This is a genomic window from Streptomyces sp. NPDC049687, from assembly GCF_044465285.1.
In the GTDB taxonomy this organism is placed as follows: Bacteria; Actinomycetota; Actinomycetes; order Streptomycetales; family Streptomycetaceae; genus Streptomyces.
Map to the genome: position 1 here is coordinate 82,756 of NZ_JBITLN010000021.1, position 23,480 is coordinate 106,235.

A 23,480-nucleotide genomic window follows, 5' to 3' on the forward strand; every position below is an offset into this window, starting at 1 on the left:
CGGCGTACGAGCCTCACCGCCGCCCGCTCGAAGCCCCGATCAGCTCCGACACCTTCACGAACCGGTACCCCCGCCGACGCAGCTCGGGCACGATCTCGCGCACCGCGCGCTCGGTCGCCGGGGCGGCGCTGCGGGTGCAGTGCATGACGACCACGGATCCCGGCCGCACCCCGTCCAGCACCTCCCGGGCCACCGCGTCCGCGTCCGTCGCGAACGCGTCCCCGCTCACCACGTCCCACTGCACCGCCGTCACACCGGCGCCGCTCACCGCCCGCAGCGCCCGCCGGTCGTAACAGCCGCCGGGGAAGCGGAAGTACGGCATCGCGTCCGGCACGCCCGCCTCGCGGAACGCCGCGTACGCCCGCTCCACATCCGTCCGCATCCGGTCCTCGGAGACGGTCGGCAGGCCGTAGCAGTCGTCGGTGAAGGCGTAGTGGCTGTAGGAGTGGTTGGCGACTTCGAACTGCGGGTCCCGCCCGAGGGAACGGGCCTGGTCCGGGTACTCCTCGGCCCACCGCCCCGTCATGAACACGGTGGCCGGCACTTTCAGCGCCCGCAGCGCCGCGATCAGCCCGGGGTTGTCGAAGTGCTCCCCGGCCGCCGCCCGCGGCCCCTGATCGGCGGTCATGTCGGCGTCGAAGGTGAGGGCGACGGTCCTGCCGAGCGTGCGGGGGCCGTTGGTGAAGACGGGGGCGAGACCGGCCGGTCCCGGCGCCAGGGTCGGCGGCCGGGAGGGCGCGGCGGAGGGGGACGGCGAGGCCGAGGTGGGGGCGGGTGCCGCCGGGCGGGCCGCCGGGGGTGCCGGGGAGGTGCCGCAAGCGGTGAGGGCGGCACCGAGGGCACAGGCCGCGGTCAGACGACGTACGGGAGTGATCACCGTATGACCGTACGAGAAGTCAATCCGTAGGTATGACCATACGATCGATCCTCTCCGGTGGCGTCACCCGCCCGGCCGCTACCTCCGCCAGGGCCCCGTCACCGCGAACGTCGTCCCCGGCGTGTAGCAGTTGACGTACATCGTCCCGCCGTCGGGCGAGAAGGTGACGCCCGCGAACTCGCCCCACTCGGGCTCGTCCGCCGTACCGATGTTCTGGCGGCCCCGGGCCATGGCGTAGACCTCGCCGCCCCGTGTCACACCGAAGACGTGCTGGGCGCCGTTGCCGTCCTCGCAGACCATCAGGCCGCCGCTGGGGGCGAGGCAGATGTTGTCCGGGGACTCGCCGGGGAGCTGGACGTCCGTGTCGGGGCCGAAGACGATCACCAGGGTCAGACGCCGGCGTGCGGGGTCGTAGCGCCAGATCTGGCCGAAGTGGTCGGCCGCCGACCCGTCCGCGCCGCGGGCGAAGGAGGAGACGAAGTACACGCACCGGCCGCCCCAGTAGCAGCCCTCCAGCTTCTGCGCGTGGGTGATGCCCTTCGGGCCGAAGTCCTGGAGGCGGACGGGGGTTTCGGCGGCCAGCGGGTCCGGTACGTCGACCCACTCGATGCCGTCGAAGGTGGCGCCCGTCTCCTGGATCGAGGACAGGTCGGGAACGCCGGGGACACGCATCGCCTGGAGGCGGCCGCCCGCGCGGAGCGAGCCGGTCCCGCCCAGCGGTTTCTCGGGGAGGAAGCGGTAGAAGAGGCCGAACGGCTTGAGGAACGCGTCCTCCGTCTCGTAGACGATTCCGAGGTGCGGGTCGACGGCGATCGCCTCGTGCTGGAAGCGGCCCATCGCGGTCAGCGGGACGGCTCCGGTGCGGCGCGGGTCGGACGGGTCGACCTCGAAGATGAAGCCGTGGTCCTTGGTGTAGCCGTTCGTGCCGGCCTTGTCCTCGGTCTCCTCGCAGGTCAGCCAGGTGTGCCAGGGGGTGGGCCCGCCGGCGCAGTTGACGGCCGTACCGGCGATCGCGACCCGCTCCGAGAGCACCCTGTTGTGGGAGTCCAGCGTCAGGGCCGTACAGCCGCCCTTGCCGGCCGGGTCGTACGTCAGGCCGTCGACCGTCGGGACCGGGTACTTCGCCGTGGGGCGGTTCTCGTGGTTGCGGACCAGATGGACGCGTCCGCCCCGGGCGGGGAGGGCCGTCATGCCGTCGTGGTTGGAGGGGACCGGGCCCTCGCCGGAGCGCAGCGGGTCGCCCTCGCGGGAGAGGACCCGGTGGCGGAAGCCCTTGGGGAGGTCGAGGAGGCCGTCCGGGTCGGGGACGAGGGGGCCGTAGCCGGTGTGGCCGAGGTTCTGCGCGGCCGCGGTGCCCGCGAAGAGGTCGGAGAGGGCGCCGGTGAACGCGATGCCCGCTCCCAGGGCACCGGTGCGGGCGAGGATCTGACGTCGTGTGGCAGACATGCGGAAACCTTCCTGCTGGCGGACAGGAACTGTGATCCCGCTGTGTCTATCACCCCACACGCGTCCCCGGAACCACGCGCGTAGCACGTGTCACCCGTCGGTCTCCCCAGCCGTCTCCGGGGTCTCCGCAGCTTCCGGGGAGGCCTCCAAGGACGCCGTAGGCGGCTGCTGGCCCCCCTTCTCCAGGAAGCGCAGCAGCTCCACCGGGATGGGCAGCACCAGCGTGGAGTTCTTCTCGGCCGCCACGGCCATCACCGTCTGCAGCAGCCGCAGCTGGAGGGCGGAGGGCGTGTCGGCCATCTGCTGCGCCGCCTCGGCCAGCTTCTTCGACGCCTGGAGCTCGGCGTCCGCGTTGATGATCCGGGCCCGGCGCTCCCGGTCGGCCTCGGCCTGACGGGCCATGGAACGCTTCATGGTGTCCGGCAGGGACACGTCCTTGATCTCCACCCGGTCGATCTGCACGCCCCAGCCGACGGCCGGGCTGTCGATCATCAGCTCCAGGCCCTCGTTGAGCTTCTCGCGGTTGGACAGCAGGTCGTCCAGCTCGCTCTTGCCGATGATGGACCGCAGAGAGGTCTGCGCCATCTGTGAGACGGCGAAACGGTAGTCCTCGACGTTGATGATCGCGGCCGCCGCGTCCACCACCCGGAAGTACACCACCGCGTCGACCCGCACGGTCACGTTGTCGCGGGTGATGCCCTCCTGCGCGGGAATGGGCATGGTCACGATCTGCATGTTGACCTTGCGCAGCCGGTCCACGCCCGGGATCACCGTCGTGAACCCCGGCGTCCGCACGTCACCGCGCAGCCGGCCGAGCCGCAGGACCACCCCGCGCTCGTACTGCTTGACGACCCGCGCGGCCGCGCCGAGATATACCACGCCCGCGGCGCCGACCGCCGCGGCCACACCCAGCAGCTCCGGGAGCATGGCGCCCTCCTTTGCAGAGAGGCGACAAGAGGGCCGTTCCGTTTCCTCTGCTTCTGTAACGATATGCCCGCCGTCCGGCCCGGAGCCACGCTCCGGGCCGGACGGCGGGCCCTGCGGTGGTCAGGCCGCCGTGGCGTTCACCGGCTCGGTGACCGGCTCCGTGACCCTCACCGGCTCCGTGCCGGCCGCGCTGTGCTGCTGGGCCCAGGTCTCCAGGGCCGTGCGGCAGGCGTGGTCGAGATGGTGCAGGCCGGAGAGGTTCAGCTCGACCGGGCGGTCCTGCGGGAGGGACTCCAGACTGTCGAGGATCTTCGGCAGCTTCAGGAAGGTCGCGTTGCCCGACAGGTGAGCCTGGAGCGGACCGGCGCCCTTGTCGACGATCTCCAGCTTGAGGTGCGAGGCCTCCCAGGCCGTCTTGACCACGGCGAGCGCGAGACCGATGAGGACGCCCTCGAACATGCTGACCGCGACGATCGACACGGCCGTGACGACCAGGATCAGCGCCTCGCCGCGGTGCTCGCGCCACAGGGCGGCGATCGCCCGGACGGGCACCAGCTTGGCGCCGGCATGGACGAGGACGCCGGCCAGGGCCGGGATGGGGATGTAGGCCAGTACCTGCGGGAGCAGGGCCGCGAACAGCAGCAGCCAGACGCCGTGCAGCACCCGGGACGCCTTCGTGCGGGCGCCCGCCTGGACGTTGGCCGCGCTGCGCACGATCACCGCGGTCATCGGCAGCGCGCCGAGGACCCCGCAGATCGCGTTGCCCGCGCCCTGGGCGACGAGCTCCTTGTCGTACTCGGTGCGCGGACCGTTGTGCAGCCGGTCCACGGCCGCCGCGCTGAACAGTGACTCGGCGGACGCGATCAGGGTGAACGCGACGATCGTGCCGAGCAGTCCGACGTCGGCCAGCTCGCCGAAGGCGGACAGCGACGGCGGCTGGATCGAGCCGAGCAGGCCCCGCACCTCGACGGTGGCCACCGGCAGGTCGATCAGCAGGGCGGCGAGGGTGGCCAGGCCGACCGCGGCGAGCGGGCCGGGCACGGTGCGCACCTTCGCCGGCATCCGCTTCCACAGCACGAGGACGGCGACGGTGCCGGCGCCCAGGGCGAGCGAGGCCGACGCGGTGGGGTCGCCGGCCGCGTCCACGAGCGCCCCGGGCAGCCCGGCGATCTTCCCCAGGCCGGAGTCCGGGGCCTTGGCGCCGACCACCGAATACAGCTGGCCGGCGATCAGCACCAGGCCGATTCCGGCCAGCATGCCCTCGACCACGGAGACCGAGATGGCCCGGAAGTAGCGGCCGAGCCGCAGGGCCCCCATGGCGATCTGCAGGGCGCCCGTGGCGAGGACGATCACTCCGAGGGCGGGCAGGCCGAACTCCTGCACCGCCTCGAAGACCAGCACGGTCAGCCCGGCCGCGGGACCGGACACCTGCAGGGAGCTGCCCCGCATGAGACCCGTGACGATGCCGCCGACGATGCCGGTGACGAGCCCGAGCTCGGCCGGCACGCCGGAGGCCACGGCCACGCCCACGCACAGCGGGAGCGCGACCAGGAAGACGACGAGTGAAGCGGCGAAGTCCTGCTTGAGGTGCGGGAACCTGGATATTCGGTCGCGGTTGCTCATCGGGGCGCTCACAGGGCCTCGAAGCCGTCGGTTTCGACGCGGTGTTCGAGCACCGCGCCGGTGTGCACCTCGTAGTACCAGCCGCGCACCCGCAGCCGGCCGTCCGCGAGCCGCTTCTCCACACAGGGGTAGGAGCGCAGCCGCAGCAGCTGGGCGAGGACGTGGTTCTGGACGGCCAGGGCGACCGTCGGGTCGCTCGGGTCGGCGACGCCCGGCTCGTCCGCGGCGTGCGCGAGCCAGTCGCGTACGGCGGGGACGGCGTCGAGGTCGTCGCCGCGCACCAGCGCACCGACGGCACCGCAGTGCGAGTGGCCGCAGACGACGACGTCCTGGACGCCGAGGACCTCCACCGCGTACTCGATGGTGGCGGCCTCGCCGGTGGGACGCTCGGAGCCGTACGGCGGCACGATGTTGCCCGCCGTGCGCAGCTCGAAGAGCTCGCCGGGACGGGCGCCCGTGATCAGGGCGGGCACGACCCGCGAGTCGGAGCAGGTGATGAACAGGACCTGCGGGGACTGGCCTTCGGCGAGCTTGGCGAACTCCTCAGGGCGCTGTCCGAAGGTACGGGCGTTGTCGATGAGGGGCTGCATGATGGTGACTCCTCCTGGCGCGCTGTGGGGGCGCGTCCGGACGTGCAGGAAAACAGGACAGGTGTGGGGAACTGCTGTTCTGCTCTGCTCTCTCAGCAGCGGAAGACCTGAAGTGCCGCCGGGGAGTGGGCCGTCGAGGATCTCGACGAGCGGTGATGGGGATCGGGCGGCCGGACCGGTTCGTGGTCGGCGGCGGGATCCAGCGCCAGCAGCGCGCGCTCGGGCTCGTGGGGAGCCGGGGCGCTGGTGGTGGCGCGGTGGCGGTCGCGGGAGCGCAGGGGATCCGAGGGGCCACCGGAGTGACCGCAGTCGCGGACCGTGACGAACTCCTCGCGCAAGGACGTGCCGGAGAGCTTGATTCCGGTCGTGACCTTGGCCTCGACCTGACGCACCGTGTGCGCGTGTGCGAAGGAGGACGTAGGTGCGAAGAACGGGAGGGCGAGCAGGACGGCGGCGAGGAGCGCGAGCGCGGTCCGGGCCGTCGTACCTCGCAACATGTGCCCCCCTCCCGGCGGTTCCCACCTCTAGTCCAGACCAACGGTTGGTCAATGGCTGGTCAAGAAACACGTTAACCCTGCAAAGTAGTTTGCAGGGTTAACTCGGCGTTTCGAGAAGAAGTGCGCCTCAAAAGCGAGGGGTATGTGGCGCGAACCGACTCTTGACCGGAGCGGGGGAGATCCTTTACCGGGGCTCGACGAGCCGTCCCGCGTCCCGGGCCAGCGCGGTGAGCCGGGAGATCGCCCGGAAGTACTTCTTGCGGTAGCCGCCGTTCAGCATCTCCTCGCTGAACAACTGGTCGAAGGGGAGCCCGGAGGCCAGCACCGGGACCTCGCGGTCGTAGAGCCGGTCGGCCAGGACGACGAGCCTCAGGGCCGTCGACTGGTCGGGAATCGGCCGTACGTCCGTGAGGCAGACCGCCTTCAGGCCGTCGGCGAGCGCTCCGTAACGGCTGGGGTGGACCTTGGCGAGGTGCTCCAGCAGCCGGGGGAAGTCGTCGAGCGAGGCACCCGGGGTGGCGTACGCCGCCTTGGTCACCTGCTCGTCGGAGTACGGCGCCGGCGCCTCGGGCAGGCCGCGGTGGCGGTAGTCCTCGCCGTCGATGCGCAGCGTGCGGAAGTGCGCGGACAGGCCCTGGATCTCGCGCAGGAAGTCGGCGGCCGCGAACCGGCCCTCACCGAGCTTGCCGGGCAGGGTGTTGGAGGTGGCGGCGAGCGCCACACCCGCGTCGACCAGCTTGCCGAGCAGGGTCGAGACGAGGACGGTGTCGCCCGGATCGTCCAGCTCGAACTCGTCGATGCACAGCAGCCGGTGGCCGGAGAGCGTCTGGACGGTCTTCTGGAAGCCGAGGGCGCCGACCAGGTTGGTCAGCTCGACGAACGTGCCGAACGCCTTCAGCGCGGGCTCGGCCGGGGTGGCGTGCCACAGGGAGGCGAGCAGATGGGTCTTGCCGACGCCGTAGCCGCCGTCGAGATAGACCCCGCGCGGGCCGGCGGGAACCTTGGCCGCCTTCCCCTTCGCCTTCCCGAAGCCGAAGAACCCCCGCTTGCCGCCGCCGACGGCGTGCGCCCCGCCGAGCCCGCCCGCGAAACCCTCCAGGACGGCGACGGCCTCGGTCTGGCTGGGCTGGTTCGGGTCCGGGAGGTACGTGCTGAAGCGCACCGAGTCGAAGCGCGGCGGCGGCACCATCTCGGCGACCAGCCGGTCCGCGGGGACGAACGGCTCACGGGCGCACAAGGACAGCGGGGCCGCGTCGGCTATCTCGTCGACATGGGCGGCTGGGGTGGAGGACGACACGGTTCCCCATGCTAGTCGGCGTGCCAGACTGCGAGGCATGCGACGGCTGTTCCCTGTGACCGACCAGACATCCGCCATGACGTCCGGTGACCGCGAGTGGAGTCTCGACGAGCTCGCCGGCGCCTACGCCTACCCCGAGCCCGCGCCCGGGGAGCCGCGGCCCTGGCTGCGGGCCAACATGGTGTCCACGCTCGACGGCGCCGCCCAGCACGAGGGGCGCTCCCAGCCGATCTCCACCGCCACCGACATGCGGATCTTCGGCACCCTGCGGGGACTCGCGGACGTGGTGGTCGTGGGCGCGGAAACGGTACGGCAGGAGGGGTACCGGCCCGCACGCGCGCGTGCGGAGTTCGCCCCGCGGCGGGAGGCGGCCGGGCAGACGCCCGTACCCGCGATCGCGGTGATCACCGCCAGCCTCGACCTGGACTTCTCGCTCCCGCTGTTCACCTCGCCGCTCGTGCCCACCCTGGTCCTCACCGGCGCCGCGGCAGCCCCCGACAAGGTGGCCGCCGCCGAGAAGGCCGGTGCGCGGGTGGTGATCGCCGGTGACGGCATGGGCGTGGAGCCCGCGCGGGCCGTACGGGCCCTCGCCGAGCTGGGGCACACCCGGCTGCTGACCGAAGGCGGTCCCCGGATGCTGGGACAGTTCGTCGCCGCCGGGGTACTGGACGAGCTGTGTCTGACCGTCTCGCCGATGCTCACCGTCGGGGACGCGCAGCGGATCGCGGGCGGTCCCGCGGTCGCCGTGCCGCACCGTTTCGCACTGGTGTCCCTGCTGGAGGAGGAGGGTTTCCTGTACAGCCGCTATCAACGGTCCTGAGATCGTTCAGCGGTACCGCCGGTGTCGAAAACGCCGGAATCTGTCGTTCCGCTCAGCTTCGGCTGGGCACACTTGATCACGCAGTCCCCGTGAGACCGCGGGGCAGGATGGTTTCCGCAGAAGGGGCGCCCGGTGTTCACAAGCGTATTGATGATCGAGAAGGCCCTGACGTCGGCCGACGTGGAGTTCGTCACGACCTTGCACGGGGACGAGCAGGTCTCCTTCCATGTGCTGCTCCAACCGCGCGGCGACCAGGCCGACCGGTTGCTGCGGGCCATCGACGACGTGGCGCTCGGCGAGCTGGACGAGGCGGCTCGGGAGCGGGAGACGCCGGAGGGGGAGGAGGCGAAGGGGTTCGGGGTGAGAGCCCTCGAGGTGTCCCTGCAGGCGCTGCAGGCGTCCGGCAGCCCGGCGGTGGGGCGGCTGGTCGAGGACCATCCGCTGGACGCGCTGAAGTCCCTGGTGGACGAGGTGGGGGCGGACGAGGTGATCGTGCTCACCGATCCGCACTACGTGGAGGAGTTCTTCCACCGGGACTGGGCGTCGCGGGCTCGGAACAAGGTGGGTGTTCCCGTGCTGAAGCTGTTCTCGCACAGCAAGGCGTAGTCGGCCGGGTACGGGTCCGTCGTGGCCGGTCGCGCCCGCGCGGCGGGGCCGCACGTCGATACGGGCCCGCGCCCTGGGTCGGCCGTCCCTGCCCCTGCCCCATAGGGTGGGGGCGCATTCATCGTCGTAGCGCACCCTTGGAGAACACGCATGGCACCCGGCCTCCCTACCGCCATGGACCGACCGCACTTCATCGGCATCGGCGGCGCCGGGATGTCGGGGATCGCGAAGATTCTCGCGCAGCGCGGGGCGAAGGTGGCGGGCAGTGACGCCAAGGAGTCGGAGACCGCCGCCGCGCTGCGGGCGCTGGGCGTCACCGTGCACATCGGGCACGCGGCGGAGCATCTCGCCGACGACGCGAGCTGTGTCGTCGTGTCGTCGGCGATCCGCGAGGACAACCCGGAACTGGCCCGGGCGGCGGAGCTGGGGATCCCGGTGGTGCACCGGTCGGACGCCCTCGCCGCGCTGATGGAGGGGCTGCGGCCGATCGCGGTCGCCGGTACCCACGGCAAGACCACCACCACGTCCATGCTCGCGGTCTCGCTGTCCGAGCTGGGGCTGAAGCCGTCGTACGCGATCGGCGGCGACCTGGACGTCCCCGGCTCCAACGCGCTGCACGGCGACGGCGAGATCTTCGTCGCGGAGGCGGACGAATCGGACCGCAGCTTCCACAGATACGCCCCCGAGGTCGCGATCGTCCTCAACGTGGAACTGGACCACCACGCCAACTACGCCTCGATGGACGAGATCTACGAGTCCTTCGAGACCTTCGCGGGCCGGATCGTGCCCGGCGGCACGCTGGTGATCTCCGCCGACCACGAGGGCGCCCGCGAGCTGACCCGACGGGTCGAGGGCGTGCGGACGGTGACGTACGGAGAGGCCGAGGACGCGGATGTGCGGGTGCTGTCCGTCGTGCCCCAGGGGCTCAAGAGCCAGGTGACCGTGGTGCTGGACGGGCAGGAGATCGTCTTCACCGTCTCGGTGCCGGGCCGGCACTACGCGCTCAACGCCGTCGCCGCGCTCACCGCGGGTGCGGCCCTCGGCGTCCCGGCCGGCGAGCTCGCCCCCGCCCTCGCCGCGTACACCGGCGTCAAGCGCCGGCTCCAGCTCAAGGGCGAGGCGGCCGGCGTGCAGGTCGTCGACTCCTACGCGCACCACCCGACCGAGATGACCGCCGACCTGGAGGCGATGCGCGCGGCGGTCGGTGACGCCCGCATCCTCGTCGTCTTCCAGCCGCACCTGTTCTCCCGGACGCAGGAACTGGGCACGGAGATGGGCCAGTCGCTCACCCTGGCCGACGCGTCCGTCGTCCTCGACATCTACCCGGCCCGCGAGGATCCGGTCCCGGGTGTGACGAGCGCGCTGATCATCGACGCGGCCTGGGCGGCGGGCGCGGACGTGACCGCCGTGCACGACAAGGACCAGGTGCCCGAGGTCGTGGCGGGAATGGCGAGGGCCGGTGATCTCGTTCTCACCATGGGCGCGGGCGACGTGACCGACCTGGGCCCGCGCATTCTGGACCGTCTTTCGAGCTGAGGGGCTGAGGATCGTGTCGTACGACGTCGAAAAGCCGGACGAGCAGTGGCGGGCGGAGCTGACCCCCACCGAGTACGCCGTGCTGCGCCAGGCCGCGACGGAGCCCGCCTTCACCGGTGAGTACACCGACACGAAGACGAAGGGCGTCTACTCCTGCCGGGCCTGCGGCGCCGAACTGTTCACCTCCGAGACCAAGTTCGACTCGCACTGCGGCTGGCCGTCCTTCTTCGACCCGAAGGACACCGACGCGGTCGAGCTGATCGAGGACCGGTCGCACGGGATGGTGCGCACCGAGGTGCGGTGCGCCCGCTGCGGTTCGCACCTCGGGCACGTGTTCGAGGGTGAGGGTTATCCGACCCCGACCGACCAGCGGTACTGCATCAACAGCGTCTCGCTGCGGCTGGCGCCCGACGAGGGCTGACCCGGCTCACAACCGCTGCCGCTGCACCAGCGCCGACAGCACCAGCATTCCGGGCAGCAGGGGCAGCCAGACGGTCAGCGTGCGGTAGCCGATGACGGTGGCCGTGGCGAGGGGGAGCGGGGCGCCGTAGCCGGCCAGGGTGAGGACCAGGGCGGCGTCCACCGGGCCGATGCCGCCCGGCGCGGGCACGGCGCCGGCCGCGGTGCTCGCCGCGAGGAACGCGAAGAGCAGCTCGGGCCAGGTCAGGGGGAGACCGAGGGCCTTCCCCACCGAGGCGACCACACAGGCCTGGATCAGCGGCGCCGCGAACGCCCCACCCCACAGCGGCAGGACTCGGCCGGGCCGGGTGTGCAGACACCGGGCGTCGGTGAGGGCCGTACGGACGAAGTCCAGGGCGGGGCGGCGCAGGGGGCGCAGGAGGGCGACCACGACCGCGGCCGCCGTGGGGGCCAGGACGATGCCCGCAGCGGCCAGGAGCAGGGTGCGGCCGTCCGGGAGGAGCGCGGCGACGGGGGCCGTGAACAGGAAGGCGAGGACGAGGGGCGTCTTCGCCAGGGCCCTGACCAGCGAGTACAGGGCGATCGACGCCGTGGCGCGGGGGAGCGGGACGCCCTGGCGCCGAAGGAAGCGGACGGTGACCGCGTGCGCGCCGATGCTCGCCGGCAGCACATGGTTCGCGGCGCCGGCGGCGATCTGCGAGGCCACCAGCAGCCCCTTGGGCAGCCGGTCGGGGATCGCCCCCTGCCGGACACAGGCGGCGGCGACCGAACCGAGATAGGTGAAGGCCAGCCCGGCCAGCAGCCACCAGGGGTCCGCGCCGGCCAGGCGGGCGGTGCCGTCGCGCACGGCGTGCCAGTCGACCGCCGCCCACACCCCGAGGTACACCAGGGGGAGCAGGGTCACGGCGTGGCGGGCGGTGGCGGACCCCAGGGGGCGGCGGGGGAGCGCGCGCGGGGGCGGGGCGGCGGGGCACTCGGGCGGGGTGGCGGGGGTGGTGTCGAGCGGCAGCAGGGTCACGGCACACGTCGTCCTTCCGCGTCACGTCCGCGAGCGGGGCGGTGTGACGGATCAGGCCCTGGGCGGGGAGGAGGGGAACGCGAGAGAAACTTCCCCTCCGGTGTGACGGTGCGGTGTCCGGGAACCGACGACGCGCGGGCGGAGGGGCGACCGGGGCGCGGCACGGCTGTGGAGATGTCTGCCCCCGCGAGACCCCGCTCACCCCGCCTCAGTGGTTCTTCGGCGCTCCCAGCGGGAGAGTCAGCGTGAAGACCGTCGACCCCGGTTCCCCGCCCAGGTCCAGCGTGCCGCCGTGGGCCCGGACCAGGGAGCGGGCCACGGACAGGCCGAGGCCGCTGCCGCCGCGGTCGCGGCTGCGGGCCTTGTCGACGCGGTAGAAGCGGTCGAAGATCCGGTCCCGGTCGCCGGGCGGGATGCCGGGGCCCTTGTCGGCGACCCGGACGAGGGCGGTCTCCCCGGGGACGGAGACCTCGACGGAGACCGGGGTGCCGGCCGGGGTGTGCACGGCCGCGTTGGTGAGGAGGTTGTCCAGGACCTGGCGGATGCGGTGCGGGTCCATGCGCAGCGGTACGGCCGCCGGGGCCGGGGCGAGGGTCAGGGGATGGCCGGGGTGGCTGGCGCGGAACGCGTCGACCGCCTGCTCGACCAGCTCCACCAGGTCGGCGTCCTCCATCCGCAACGGCGTCTCCACCTCCGCCGCGTCCAGGCGGGCGAGCAGCAGCAGGTCGTCGAGGAGGACACCCATCCGGGCGGCCTCGGCGCGCAGCCGGGCCAGGTGCTTGTCGCGCTCCTCGGGGGCGTTGGCGGCCGCGTACTGGAAGAGGTCCGCGTAACCGCGCACCGACATCAGCGGGGTGCGCAGCTCGTGCGAGGCGTCCGCGACGAAGCGGCGCAGCCGCTGCTCGGCCTTGGCGCGGACGGCGAGCGAGTCGTCGATGTGCTCCAGCATCGTGTTGAACGCCGTCCGCAGCTCCTCCACCTCGGGGCCGCCGCCGGAGCGGTCCGCGCGCAGCGGGAGCCGGGACGCCGACTCGGTGAGGTCGTGCGAGGCGATGCCCTGCGCGGTGTGCGCCATGTCGCTGAGCGGTTTCAGACCGCGCCGCAGCATCGCCCGGCCGAACACCACCAGCGCCAGCAGCGCGAGGCCGAACGTGACGACCTGGATCGTGATCAGGTGCTGCACGGTGTTCTCGATGTCGTCCATGGGCGCGCCGCTGACCAGGACCACACCGGGTTCCACCTCGCAGGCGCGCAGCCGGTACTGGCCCTCCCCGCGGAGGTCCTCGGTGCGCAGGACCTCGGTGCCCGCGACGGTCTGCGCCTTGGCCAGGGCCGTGAGGTCGTCGACGTTCTCGGGCACGTCGCCGGGGTCCTCGGGCGTGCGCAGCACGGGTGTGCCGTCCCGCACGTCGTACACCGCGTAGTACCAGCGGTAGTACTTCTTGCCGGCCAGCGTGCCGTAGTCCGCGAGGCTCTTGGACTGGGCGCCCTGGGCGAGGGAGAGCTGCTGGTTGAGCTGGGCCGAGAGATAGTCCCGCATGTACGTCGTCAGGGCGGTGCCGACGACGGCGAACACCACCAGCGCCAGCGCGCCCAGCCCCAGCGCCAGCCGGGTGCCGAGCCGCGTCCCCCGGTACGTCCGCCACAGCCGGCGGATCACTCGGCCGCCTGCCGGAGCACGTACCCGAAGCCCCGGACCGTCTGGATCAGCGGGTCGTCGCCCGTCGCGTCCAGCTTGCGGCGCAGCCGGCTGACGACCAGCTCGACGACGTTGGAGCGGCCGCCGAAGCCGTACTCCCACACGTGGTCGAGGATCTGGGCCTTGGTCAGCACGGTCGGCGACTTGCGCATCAGATAGCGCAACACCTCGTACTCGGTCGGGGTGAGCGTCAGCAGCTTCCCGTCCCGCCGGACCTCGCGGGTGTCCTCGTCCATCGTCAGGTCGGCGACCCGCAGCACCGAACGCTGGAAGCCGGGACCCGCGCTGCGCCGCAGCACGGTCCGCAGCCGGGCCATCAGCTCCTCCACCGCGAACGGCTTCACCAGGTAGTCGTCGCCGCCCCGGGTCAGCCCCGCCACCCGGTCGGCGACCCCGTCGCGGGCCGTGAGGAACACCACCGGCACCATCGTCCCGGACTGCCGCAGCCGGTCCAGGACGCCGAAACCGTCGAGGTCGGGCAGCATCAGGTCGAGCACCACGATGTCTGGGTGGAAGTCGGCGGCGCGACGCAGCGCCTCCTCACCCGAGTTCGCGGTGACCGCGTCCCAGCCCTCGTAGCGGGCGACCGTCGCGACGAGATCGGCGATCGGCGGGTCGTCGTCCACGACGAGGAGTCGTACTTTGTCCACCCGCACATAGTGCGTCACGCGCCGCACGGCGAGGAGGCCGCCCGGCACGCGCGCGTGGATCGATAAGCTCTTGAAAGTTGTACGACAGGAAATCGACAGCACCGCACGGACAAGCTCTGTGTTCTGAGGACCCGATCTAGGAGATTCCGTCCGTGACGACCGTCCAATCGCCTCCCGTACCCCCCACGGCGATCCGTCCCAAAGTAGTGGCCCGCACCGGCCTGTACGCCGTGCTGGCCGCGAACGCGGCCGTCGTGACCCTCTTCGCCGTGCAGGCCGGCTTCGCCTCCAACGCGCTCGTCGTGATCGGCCGCTTCGCCGGTCTGTACGGCGCGCTGCTGATGGCGTTCCAGCTGCTGCTGGTGGCCAGGCTGCCCTGGCTGGACCGCCGTATCGGCATGGACCGGCTGACCAACTGGCACCGCTGGACCGGCTTCGGCCTGCTGTGGACGCTGGTCGGGCACGCCGTGTTCATCACCCTCGGCTACGCCGAGTCCTCCTCGATGGACCCGGTCGGCCAGCTGGTCGACCTCGCCGAGACCGTCGAGGGCGTACTGCGCGCCGCCGTCGCCATGGTGCTCATCCTGGTCATCGGCGGCGTCTCGGCACGCCTGGCCCGCCGTCGGCTCGCCTACGAGACCTGGCACTTCATCCACCTGTACACGTACGTCGCCGTCGTGCTGGCCTTCACCCACCAGGTCGCGGTCGGTACGACGTTCACCGCGTCCTCCGCCGCCACGGCCTACTGGTACGGGGTGTGGGGCGTCGCCCTCGGCTCGGTGGTCCTCGGCCGGGCGGTCCTGCCGCTGTGGCGGAACTGGCGCCACCAGCTGCGCGTCGAATCGGTCGTCCCCGAGTCCGACAACGTCGTGTCCGTCTACATCACCGGCCGTGACCTGGACCGGCTGCCCGCCCGGGCCGGCCAGTTCTTCCTGTGGCGGTTCCTGACGAAGGACCGCTGGTGGCAGGCCAACCCCTTCTCCCTCTCCGCCGCGCCCGACGGCACCCGCCTGCGCCTGACCGCGAAGGCGGCCGGCGACGGCTCCGCGGGCCTGCGCCATATCGAGCCCGGCACCCGGGTCTTCGCCGAGGGCCCCTACGGCGCCTTCACCGCGATGCACCGCACCCGCCCCGAGTCCCTCCTCATCGCCGGCGGCGTCGGCGTCACGCCCATCCGCGCGCTGCTGGAGGAGATCCACGGGCACGCGGTCGTCATCTACCGGGTCGCCGGCGAACGCGACGCCGTGCTCTACGACGAGCTGCGCGAGCTGGCCCTCGCCAAGGGTGCCGAACTGCACCTGGTCACCGGGCCGCCGGTGCCGGACCGGCTGGCGCCGCGCGAGCTCGCCGCGCTCGTGCCGGACATCGCGGAGCGGGACGTCTTCCTGTGCGGGCCGCCGCCGATGATGAACGCCGTGCTCGGCACCCTGCGCGAGCTGGACGTGCCCAAGACGCAGATCCACTTCGAGCGCTTCAGCCTGGCGGGATGAGAGAGACGACGTGAAGCGAGCAATCCCCGTTCTTGTCCTGTCCGTCGCCGGTCTGATCCCGGTCTGGCGCTACGAGCCGTCCACCGGGACGTCGTCCTCCGCGTCCGTGGCGGAGTCGGCGGCGACGCCCTCCACGCCCTCCTCGGGTACCACCTTCACCGGTACGACCGTGGCCACCGAGAAGGGCGACGTCCAGGTCCAGGTGACCTTCGAGGGCGACAGGATCACGGCTGTGAAGATGCTGAAGCAGCCGAACCATCCGCAGACGACGGCCGCGGTGCCGAAGCTGATCGCGCAGACGCTGCAGGCGCAGAGCGCGGACATCGACACCGTGTCCGGCGCGACGATCACCAGCGACGGCTACAAGGAGTCCCTGCAGGCCGCCATCGACGAGCAGGCGTCGTCCGCCTCGGCGTCCCCGTCGGCCTCGGAGCCGGCCTCCGCCGCCTCCCGGGCGGTCGCGGGATCCACGGTGGCCACCGAGAAGGGCGACGTCCAGGTCCAGGTGACCTTCGAGGGCGACAGGATCACGGCTGTGAAGATGCTGAAGCAGCCGAACCATCCGCAGACGACGGCCGCCGTGCCGAAGCTGATCGCGCAGACGCTGCAGGCGCAGAGCGCGGACATCGACACCGTGTCCGGCGCGACGATCACCAGCGACGGCTACAAGGAGTCCCTCCAGGCCGCCATCGACGCGAAGGGCGCCTGACATGCACCGGGTCGAGCACGTCATGGGCTTCCCCGTGTCACTGCGCATCGATGACGAGCGGGTGCCGGAGGGCATCGCGGACGACGTCTTCGCGTGGCTGCGGGAGGCCGACGAGCGGTTCAGCCCCTTCAAGGAGGGCAGCGAGGTGTCCCGGCTGGACCGGGGCGAGCTGTCCCCCGACGAGGTGAGCGCCGATCTCGCGGAGGTGCTCGGCCTGTGCGAGGAGTACCGGGTCGCCACCGGCGGCGCCTTCGACGTACGGCTGCCCGGCCGGGGCCTGGACCCCTGCGCGGTGGTCAAGGGCTGGTCGGTGCAGCGGGCGGCGGAGCTGCTGACCGGCGCCGGGCTCACCCGCTTCTGCCTCAACGCCGGTGGTGACGTGGTCGTCTCCGGCGGGCCCTGGCGGGTCGGCGTACGGCATCCGGAGTTCGCCGACAAGCTGTGCGCCGTCCTCGACCTCACGGACGCGGCGGTCGCCACCTCCGCGCGTTACGAGCGCGGCGACCACATCCTCGACGGCCGCACCGGCCTTCCCGTGACCGGTCTCGACAGCCTGACCGTCGTCGCCCCGACCCTCACCCTCGCGGACACCGTGGCCACGGCCGCGTTCGCCCTGGGCGCGGAGGGCGTGGAGTGGGCGGCCGGGCGGGAGGGCTGCGAGGTGTTCGCGGTGATCGACGGCGGGCGCGTCCTGCGCACCCCCGGATTCCCGACCGCGGGGGAGCGGGCCGCCGCCTAGCGGGTCCCCGGTGCGACGCGGGAAGCGCGGGCCTCCTTGACCGCCCCGCTCTGTCCCGCCAGCGCGGCCGCGGTTCCGGCGCCGAGGGGAATCAGGGGCCAGTACGGGTAGAAGTGCCCGCCGAGGGCAAGCAGGAGGAGCAGGATGACCGTCGCCCACGCGACGAGCATTCCGAAGCCCCAGTATCCGAGCCGGTCCTGCTCCTTCAGCCGCACCCGGCCGTTCACGTACGCGGTGGCGGCCATGGTCCAGGCGATCGCATAGCCCAGGGTCAGCGGATACGCCACGAGGATCACCAGGTCCTTGCCCTCCACGGACCACCCGGGCCATACGTAACGCCCGTCGATCTCCACGAGCCGTCCGTCCCACAGGCCCGCCTCCACGGGCTGCCCCTCCTTGAAGCCCGCCGCGGAACTCCTCCGGACGCCGTCCACCGCCTTCCGTTCGCCGCCGACGCGCAACGCGATGGTGTACGTGGTGCCGCATGTCGTGTACTGGGTCGCGCTGTCGCTGTCATGCCCGCACGTGGTGTGGGACGTCAGCTCGGCGATGGTGGCCTCGGCCGTGCGCAGGGTGCCGTTCGACCGCGCGAACGCGACGGCGGTTTCCTCGTAGGTGCGGAAGGCGAGCAGCAGGATCAGGGCGGCCGCCCCGAGGCGGAACACCGTGCGCGCAACACGGGCCGCCACCCTCCACTTCCGCCTCGCGGCCGGTTCCGTCCGCGACGTCGGGTTCCCGGTCGGGAGCGTCATCGTCGAGCCTCGTCCGAAGCGTTCTCGGTGAACAGCAGGGAGTCGCCGGGCAGGAAGAACCCGATGAGCGGGCCGGACTTCGCGAAGACGATGAGCAGCAGGCGCCGGACGCCGAACGCGTCGAGCAGGCGGTCGGGGTCCAGCCGGCTCGGTCCGAGGGCAAGAGTCGTCACGGTTGCGGGCTCCTGAGAGGGCTGGGTCTCGGAGGGGTTCGCCGCGCCCGCAGACCCGTGCACCGCATACCCCCATGGGCTGCTGACCTTGGCACGCGGCCTCTCGCGGTGACATCCGTGAAACCACGTAGTACCGCACGGCCGGAACGGACCCGCGGTCGTGCCGTCGGCCGGGAATCGTGGTGATGTCCGTGGTCGGGTCCCTGTGCCCCGACAAACGTCGGCGGGCGGGCCACCGGAAGGGAGTCCGGTGGCCCGCCCGTCCGCACAGGGGGTCAGCTGACGTCGGAGGTGTCCAGGCGGTACAGGCCGCTGTAGTCGGAGACCGCCGTGCCGTTCTTCGTGACCCAGGTCGAGATCTCGGAGTTCGAGGAGCCCTGGCCGCTGTCGCTGATGACGATGTAGTGCAGCTTGCCGGCCTTCACCAGGCTCTTGAGCTTGGCGAGCGTCATCGCGTCGTCGGAGCCGGACCAGCCGCCCATCGAGATGACCGGCTGACCGGACTCCAGGATGATCGAGGAGGCCGTCTGGTCGGTGGCCACGGCCACCAGCCAGGTGGCGCCGTCCTGGTGCTTCTTCAGGTACGTGATCATCGCGGAGGAGACCTGCGTCCCGCCGCCCATGCCGCCACCGTCCCCGGTGCTGCCCGACTCGGCGGTACCCGACTCCGCCGTACCGGACTCGGTGGTGCCGGACTCCGTACCGGACCCGCTGGTGGACGAGGAGCCGTCACCGGACGGGGCGCTGCCCGACGGGGTCTCGCCCGTCGACTGGCCGCCGGAGTCGCTGGAGCCCGCCGAGCCGCTGCCGCCCGGGCCGCCGTCGCCGCTCGGCCGCGCGCCGCCGCCCATGCCCCCGGTGTTCGGGCCGGCCGTCGGGTTGGTGCCGTTGGTGCTGGAGGTCGCCGCCGAGAACGAGTAGGCCGCCGGACCGGCGAGCAGGGCCACGATCGCGGCGAGGGCCGCGACGCCCATCAGACGGTGGCGCCCGGTGAAGCGGCCGGCCAGGAGGCCGAGGACGGAGAGGGCGCCCGCGACGCTCACCACGATCTCCGCGGCCGTGTACAGCGTCCCGGAACCGGAGACCCGCTGCAGCAGGACGACCGCCCAGACCCCGCTCGCCGCGATCGCGGCCGGGAGCACCCAGCTCCACTTCGCCGCCGAACCCTCACGGAAGGCCTGGTGGAGCATGACCCCGCCGGCGCCGGCCAGGGCCGCGATCCCGGGGGCCATGGCGGTGACGTAGTACGGGTGGAAGGTGCCCTCGGCGAGGGCGAAGGTCAGGTAGTGGAAGACGAACCAGCCGCCCCACAGGAGGAGGGCCGCACGCCTGGCGTCCGTGCGGGGGGCGCGGCCGCGCAGGACCAGCCCGCCGACGATGGCGATCACCGCGAAGGGGATCAGCCAGGAGATCTGGCCGCCCATGATCTCGTTGAACATGCGGTACAGGCCCGCCTCGCCGCCGAAACTCGCGCCGTTGCCGGCCGAGCCCACCGACGAGCTCGCCCCGAAGATCCGGCCGAAGCCGTTGTAGCCGATGACCAGGTCCCACACCGTGTTGTCGGTCGAGCCGCCGATGTAGGGGCGGGAGGAGGCCGGGATCAGATCGACGACCACCATCCACCAGGCGCTGGAGACGACCAGCGCGACCGTGCCGGCGGCCAGGTTGCGGATCCGGCGGCCGAGGCTGCCCTCGGCGGCCCACAGGTAGACCAGGAAGAACACGGGCAGGACGACGTACGCCTGCATCATCTTCGTGTTGAACGCGAAACCGATGGCGACCGCGGACCACACCAGCGGCATCGTCCGGCCGGTGCGGACGGCCTTCAGCAGGGCGGCCGCGCCCAGCAGCATCAGGAAGACGAGGATCGCGTCCGGGTTGGTGTCCCTGGTGATGGCGACCGTGATGGGGGTCAGGGTGAGGGCCAGGGCGGCGATCGTCGCCGCGACCGGGCCGAAGTCACGCTTGACCATGCGGTGCAGGAGGGCCACCGAGCCCACGCCGACCGCCACCATCGGAAGCGTCAACTGCCAGGTGCCGTAGCCGAAGACACGGGCGGACAGGCCCATCACCCACAGCGCGAAGGGGGGTTTGTCGACGGTGATGAAGCCGCCGGCGTCCAGGGCGCCGAAGAAGAACGCCTTCCAGCTCTTGGTGCCGGAGTAGACGGCCGCGTCGTAGAAGGTGTTGCCGGTGATGGAGGAGAGGTTCCAGGCGTACAGGGCGGTGGCCAGGACGAGGATCGCCCAGAAGGCGGGGCGGGCCCAGCGCGGGTCGTCCGGGGCGCCGGTGAACAGGCGCCGGACGAGTCCGCTTCTGTCGGGCGGGGCCGCCCGGTGGTGGCGGGCGCTGTCTTCCCCGGCGGAAGCCGGCGGCGGGGCGAGGATCGTCATGACGCGTACTCCAGGTGGGTGTTCGCCCCGGTGGGCGGAACGGCGGCGGGGGACGGGGTGCGCGCGGCCGGCACCTGGGGGATGCTGCTGCGGCGGGGGACTGCGGGAACGCGGGTGCGGCCGGTGAGGGTGGAGCGGAGCATCCGGCTCATGCCCCTGAGGTCGTCGACGCGCTGGGCGCGGCCCCGGCCCTTGAGCTCCAGGCGCTGGGCGTGGACGTGGGGCAGGCGCAGGGGCAGGCCGGTCGCCACGCTCCAGATGGCGTCCGTGACGGCGTTGTCCGCGATCGTGACGCGGAACGGGAACGGGAAGGAGTCTTCGAGGCGTGCGTGGAGACGGCCGATGCCGTCGGCGAGAACGTGCGCCGCGTTGGGGACCGGCACCACGATCTCGACCGACCGGCGGCGGACGCCTCCCGCGTTCGTTGCGTTCATGGCCATGACGATGGGGGCCGGATCTGGGGGATCCCTGAGCCGCTCCTGAGCGGAGAGTGAGAATCAGGGGACTCACAGGTCGCGCACAGTGGAGGGACTCCTCAGCCCCCGTCTCTCCCGTCAAAACGCCCGCAACACAAGAGGTCTAGACTCTCCCCGCAACAGTCCGGTCTCGCATGGTTCGAGAACGGGCGGGAACTGCCAGACCCGAAGGGCGTTCGGCGCTTTGATACGGATAGATTCAGTCACCAAGCGGTACCCGGACGGCACGGTGGCGGTCGACCGGCTCTCCCTCGAGATACCGGACCGCGCGATCACCGTCCTGGTCGGCCCCTCGGGATGCGGCAAGACCACCACACTGCGGATGATCAACCGGATGGTCGAGCCCAGCGAGGGCACGATCTCCCTCGACGGCAAGGACATCCAGTCGCAGCCGGTCAACACCCTGCGTCGGTCCATGGGTTACGTCATCCAGAACGCCGGGCTCTTCCAGCACCGCACGATCGTCGACAACATCGCCACCGTGCCCCGGCTGCTCGGCTGGAGCAAGGACAAGTCCCGTGCCCGGGCCCAGGAGTTGATGGAGCGCGTCGGGCTCGACGCCTCGCTGGCCAAGCGGTACCCCTACCAGCTCTCCGGCGGCCAGCAGCAGCGCGTCGGCGTGGCACGGGCACTGGCCGCCGATCCGCCGGTGCTGCTGATGGACGAGCCGTTCTCCGCCGTCGACCCCGTGGTCCGCAAGGGCCTCCAGGACGAACTGCTCCGTATCCAGGACGAGTTGGGCAAGACCATCGTCTTCGTCACGCACGACATCGACGAGGCCGTCAAGCTCGGCACCATGGTCGCCGTCCTGCGCACCGGCGGCCGGCTCGCCCAGTTCGCACCGCCCGCCGAGCTGCTGTCCGACCCGGCCGACGCGTTCGTCGAGGACTTCCTCGGGGCCGACCGCGGCATCCGGCGTCTGTCGTTCTTCTCCGCGGCGGGCCTCGAACTCCTCACCACCCCGATCGTCGCGATCGACGCCACCGCCGAGCAGATCGCCGCCCGCGGCGCCGACGCGCCCTACCTCCTCGTCACCGGCCTGGACGGCAGGCCCCTCGGCTGGGGCGAGCCGGGCGAGCTGACCGCCGGCCGGATCGACGCCGCGGACCTGCTGCCGTACGGGCGGCCGTTCGTGACCGGGCGGGATTCGCTGCGGGCCGCCCTCGACTGCGCCGTGCTGTCGCCCACCGGCTGGGCGGTCGCGGTGGACGGCGAGGGCCGGGCCACCGGTGTCGTCCCGCAGACGGTCATCGCGGAGGCGATCCGCGGCGCCCACAAGGAGAGCGCGAGCGACACCAAGGCGCTGCGATGAACCGCTTCTTCGACATCCCCAGCGACCTCCAGCACGACTGGGCCGGTCTCATCGGACTGCATCTGCGCGAGGCCCTGCTGCCGGTCCTGGGCGGACTGCTGCTCGCCCTCCCGATCGCCCAGCTCTGCGTCCGGCTGCGGTGGTTGTACCCGCCGGTGCTGTGGGTGACGACCGTGCTGTACGCCATCCCGTCGCTGGCGTTCTTCGTCGTCCTCATCGACTACACCGGCCAGACCGAACTGACGGTGATGATCCCCCTCACCGTCTACACCCTGGTCGTCCTCGTCCCCGCGATCGTCGACGGCGTGCGCTCGGTGCCGCAGGAGACCCTCGCCGCCGCGACCGCGATGGGCTTCGGACCCCTGCGCCGTTACCTCCAGGTCCAGTTGCCGATCGCGGTGCCCGCCATCATCGCCGGGCTGCGGGTGGCGACGGTGTCCAGCATCAGCCTCGTCAGCGTCGGCATGCTGATCGGCAACCAGGGCGCGCTCGGCAACCTGCTGCACGACGCACAGATCTACAACCGGCCCGAACTCGCCTGGAACTCCGTGCTCACCACGGCCGCCCTCGCGGTCCTCGTCGACGCCCTGCTGGTCGGCGTACGGGTCCTGCTGACCCCGTGGATGCCCAGCGGCTCGGGCACCACCCGGATCCGGAAGGAGGCCGCGGCCCAGTGAACGTGCTCAACTTCGTCAACGCCTTCTTCAGCAACGGCGACCACTGGCAGGGCTACGACGGCATCCCCACCCGGTTGCTGGAGCACCTCGGGTACTCCCTGGAGGCGCTCGCCCTCGCCGCCGTGATCGGGCTGCCCATCGGCCTGGTCACCGGCCACTACGGGCGGGGCGGCAACGTCCTCTCCCTGATCGCCACCGCGGGGCGGGCGCTGCCCACCTTCGGCCTGCTGGTGCTGATCGTCATCATCGCCGGGTTCGGCATGCTGCCCGTGATGATCCCGCTGGTGGTCCTCGCCGTCCCGCCGATCCTCGTCACCACCTACGAGGCGGTGCGCTCGGTCGACCCGTCCCCCGTGGACGCGGCGCGCGGCATCGGCATGGCGGAGCCGCGGATCCTCCTCCAGGTGGAACTCCCCGTCGCCCTCCCGCTGATCCTCGGCGGACTGCGCTCGGCGGCCATCCAGATCGTCTCCACGGCCACCATCGCCGCCTACGTCGGCCTCGGCGGCCTGGGCCGCTACATCGTCGACGGCCTCTACCAGCACGACTACGAGAAGGTCGTCGGCGGCGCCACCCTGGTCGCCGCGATGGCCCTGGCGACCCTCGGGCTCTTCTGGGCGGCGGCCCGGCTGACGGTGTCCCCGGGGGTACGGCGCGGCGCCTAGGGCGTGTTTCGAAAGTCCCGTCTGGCCCGCGACGCCTGGCACGGCGCCTCGCCGCGTTGTCGGGATCGCCCGCGTACGCCCAGTACGC

Annotated in this window: 24 protein-coding genes; 10 read left to right on the plus strand and 14 right to left on the minus strand. The window is 72.0% G+C overall.

The features are described 5' to 3' along the window. Nucleotides 1-13: 13 nt before the first annotated feature. The 7 genes from ACIBVL_RS39765 to zapE all read right to left on the minus strand — a co-directional run bounded on the left by ACIBVL_RS39765 (nucleotide 14) and on the right by zapE (nucleotide 7,296). Nucleotides 14-877: a polysaccharide deacetylase family protein gene (locus tag ACIBVL_RS39765; RefSeq protein ID WP_399105528.1), complete on the minus strand. Its 864-nt coding sequence runs from the start codon at nucleotides 875-877 to the stop codon at nucleotides 14-16. A 78-nt stretch (nucleotides 878-955) separates the two neighbouring features. Continuing rightward, on the minus strand, nucleotides 956-2,323 hold the full coding sequence (locus tag ACIBVL_RS39770; protein ID WP_399105530.1) for an alkaline phosphatase PhoX: 1,368 nt from the start codon (nucleotides 2,321-2,323) through the stop codon (nucleotides 956-958). Nucleotides 2,324-2,413: 90 nt separating this feature from the next. Then, entirely contained in the window at nucleotides 2,414-3,250 is an 837-nt protein-coding gene (locus tag ACIBVL_RS39775; RefSeq protein WP_399105532.1) for a slipin family protein, read from the minus strand. A gap of 120 nt (nucleotides 3,251-3,370) precedes the next feature. Beyond that, the gene (locus ACIBVL_RS39780) at nucleotides 3,371-4,873 is read right to left on the minus strand and encodes a SulP family inorganic anion transporter (RefSeq protein WP_399105534.1); all 1,503 of its coding nucleotides are present in this window, start codon (nucleotides 4,871-4,873) and stop codon (nucleotides 3,371-3,373) included. 8 nt (nucleotides 4,874-4,881) lie between these two features. Beyond that, nucleotides 4,882-5,463, minus strand: a complete 582-nt coding sequence (locus ACIBVL_RS39785; RefSeq protein WP_399105536.1) for a carbonic anhydrase — start codon at nucleotides 5,461-5,463, stop codon at nucleotides 4,882-4,884. A gap of 92 nt (nucleotides 5,464-5,555) precedes the next feature. Beyond that, on the minus strand, nucleotides 5,556-5,960 hold the full coding sequence (locus ACIBVL_RS39790) for a hypothetical protein (RefSeq protein ID WP_399105538.1): 405 nt from the start codon (nucleotides 5,958-5,960) through the stop codon (nucleotides 5,556-5,558). A 184-nt stretch (nucleotides 5,961-6,144) separates the two neighbouring features. Continuing rightward, a complete protein-coding gene (zapE, locus tag ACIBVL_RS39795) occupies nucleotides 6,145-7,296 on the minus strand; it encodes a cell division protein ZapE (RefSeq protein ID WP_399105540.1) in 1,152 nt (383 codons plus the stop codon). Here zapE and ACIBVL_RS39800 point away from each other — a divergent pair. The 4 genes from ACIBVL_RS39800 (at nucleotide 7,295) to msrB (ending at nucleotide 10,640) form a co-directional block, all read left to right on the plus strand. Next, on the plus strand, nucleotides 7,295-8,077 hold the full coding sequence (locus ACIBVL_RS39800; RefSeq protein WP_399105542.1) for a pyrimidine reductase family protein: 783 nt from the start codon (nucleotides 7,295-7,297) through the stop codon (nucleotides 8,075-8,077). The two genes, zapE and ACIBVL_RS39800, sit on opposite strands and share 2 nt — an antisense overlap. Before the next feature lie 132 nt (nucleotides 8,078-8,209). Beyond that, nucleotides 8,210-8,683: an indole-3-glycerol phosphate synthase gene (locus ACIBVL_RS39805; protein WP_399105544.1), complete on the plus strand. Its 474-nt coding sequence runs from the start codon at nucleotides 8,210-8,212 to the stop codon at nucleotides 8,681-8,683. Between the two features lie 150 nt (nucleotides 8,684-8,833). Then, entirely contained in the window at nucleotides 8,834-10,219 is a 1,386-nt protein-coding gene (gene murC / locus ACIBVL_RS39810; protein WP_399105546.1) for a UDP-N-acetylmuramate--L-alanine ligase, read from the plus strand. A 13-nt stretch (nucleotides 10,220-10,232) separates the two neighbouring features. Beyond that, on the plus strand, nucleotides 10,233-10,640 hold the full coding sequence (msrB, locus tag ACIBVL_RS39815; protein WP_399105548.1) for a peptide-methionine (R)-S-oxide reductase MsrB: 408 nt from the start codon (nucleotides 10,233-10,235) through the stop codon (nucleotides 10,638-10,640). Between the two features lie 6 nt (nucleotides 10,641-10,646). Here the strand turns inward: msrB and ACIBVL_RS39820 are convergent, their stop codons facing one another. The 3 genes from ACIBVL_RS39820 to ACIBVL_RS39830 form a co-directional block, all read right to left on the minus strand. Next, the gene (locus ACIBVL_RS39820) at nucleotides 10,647-11,657 is read right to left on the minus strand and encodes a YbhN family protein (RefSeq protein WP_399105550.1); all 1,011 of its coding nucleotides are present in this window, start codon (nucleotides 11,655-11,657) and stop codon (nucleotides 10,647-10,649) included. A gap of 208 nt (nucleotides 11,658-11,865) precedes the next feature. Beyond that, entirely contained in the window at nucleotides 11,866-13,317 is a 1,452-nt protein-coding gene (locus tag ACIBVL_RS39825; RefSeq protein WP_399105552.1) for a sensor histidine kinase, read from the minus strand. Next, complete coding sequence (locus ACIBVL_RS39830) at nucleotides 13,314-14,006, minus strand: response regulator transcription factor (protein WP_399105554.1); 693 nt, start codon at nucleotides 14,004-14,006, stop codon at nucleotides 13,314-13,316. Before ACIBVL_RS39830 ends, ACIBVL_RS39825 begins: the two co-directional genes overlap by 4 nt. A 152-nt stretch (nucleotides 14,007-14,158) precedes the next feature. Between ACIBVL_RS39830 and ACIBVL_RS39835 the strand changes: the two genes are divergently transcribed. Genes ACIBVL_RS39835 through ACIBVL_RS39845 form a run of 3 tightly spaced genes read left to right on the plus strand, consistent with a single transcriptional unit; the run spans nucleotide 14,159 to nucleotide 16,944 of the window. Next, nucleotides 14,159-15,496, plus strand: a complete 1,338-nt coding sequence (locus tag ACIBVL_RS39835) for a ferric reductase-like transmembrane domain-containing protein (RefSeq protein WP_399105556.1) — start codon at nucleotides 14,159-14,161, stop codon at nucleotides 15,494-15,496. 10 nt (nucleotides 15,497-15,506) lie between these two features. Then, complete coding sequence (locus ACIBVL_RS39840; RefSeq protein ID WP_399105558.1) at nucleotides 15,507-16,205, plus strand: FMN-binding protein; 699 nt, start codon at nucleotides 15,507-15,509, stop codon at nucleotides 16,203-16,205. Nucleotide 16,206: 1 nt separating this feature from the next. Then, nucleotides 16,207-16,944 (plus strand): FAD:protein FMN transferase, encoded by a 738-nt coding sequence (locus tag ACIBVL_RS39845; RefSeq protein WP_399105560.1) that lies wholly within the window; start codon nucleotides 16,207-16,209, stop codon nucleotides 16,942-16,944. On the opposite strand, the gene ACIBVL_RS39850 is transcribed toward ACIBVL_RS39845, so the two are convergent. The 4 genes from ACIBVL_RS39850 to ACIBVL_RS39865 all read right to left on the minus strand — a co-directional run bounded on the left by ACIBVL_RS39850 (nucleotide 16,941) and on the right by ACIBVL_RS39865 (nucleotide 20,696). After that, complete coding sequence (locus tag ACIBVL_RS39850) at nucleotides 16,941-17,633, minus strand: hypothetical protein (RefSeq protein WP_399105562.1); 693 nt, start codon at nucleotides 17,631-17,633, stop codon at nucleotides 16,941-16,943. The two genes, ACIBVL_RS39845 and ACIBVL_RS39850, sit on opposite strands and share 4 nt — an antisense overlap. A gap of 59 nt (nucleotides 17,634-17,692) precedes the next feature. Beyond that, nucleotides 17,693-17,869 carry a hypothetical protein gene (locus ACIBVL_RS39855; protein ID WP_399105580.1) on the minus strand — a complete coding sequence of 59 codons (177 nt, stop codon included), beginning with the start codon at nucleotides 17,867-17,869 and terminating at the stop codon, nucleotides 17,693-17,695. A 275-nt stretch (nucleotides 17,870-18,144) separates the two neighbouring features. Beyond that, on the minus strand, nucleotides 18,145-20,262 hold the full coding sequence (locus ACIBVL_RS39860; protein WP_399105564.1) for an ArnT family glycosyltransferase: 2,118 nt from the start codon (nucleotides 20,260-20,262) through the stop codon (nucleotides 18,145-18,147). After that, complete coding sequence (locus ACIBVL_RS39865; RefSeq protein WP_399105566.1) at nucleotides 20,259-20,696, minus strand: hypothetical protein; 438 nt, start codon at nucleotides 20,694-20,696, stop codon at nucleotides 20,259-20,261. Before ACIBVL_RS39865 ends, ACIBVL_RS39860 begins: the two co-directional genes overlap by 4 nt. Nucleotides 20,697-20,922: 226 nt before the next feature. Here ACIBVL_RS39865 and ACIBVL_RS39870 point away from each other — a divergent pair, with 226 nt between their 5' ends. Genes ACIBVL_RS39870 through ACIBVL_RS39880 form a run of 3 tightly spaced genes read left to right on the plus strand, consistent with a single transcriptional unit; the run spans nucleotide 20,923 to nucleotide 23,392 of the window. Further along, the gene (locus ACIBVL_RS39870) at nucleotides 20,923-22,050 is read left to right on the plus strand and encodes an ABC transporter ATP-binding protein (protein ID WP_399105568.1); all 1,128 of its coding nucleotides are present in this window, start codon (nucleotides 20,923-20,925) and stop codon (nucleotides 22,048-22,050) included. Next, nucleotides 22,047-22,727: an ABC transporter permease gene (locus ACIBVL_RS39875; protein WP_399105570.1), complete on the plus strand. Its 681-nt coding sequence runs from the start codon at nucleotides 22,047-22,049 to the stop codon at nucleotides 22,725-22,727. The genes ACIBVL_RS39870 and ACIBVL_RS39875 overlap by 4 nt, the downstream gene beginning before the upstream one ends. Beyond that, a complete protein-coding gene (locus tag ACIBVL_RS39880) occupies nucleotides 22,724-23,392 on the plus strand; it encodes an ABC transporter permease (protein ID WP_399105572.1) in 669 nt (222 codons plus the stop codon). Before ACIBVL_RS39875 ends, ACIBVL_RS39880 begins: the two co-directional genes overlap by 4 nt. Nucleotides 23,393-23,480 lie beyond the last annotated feature (88 nt).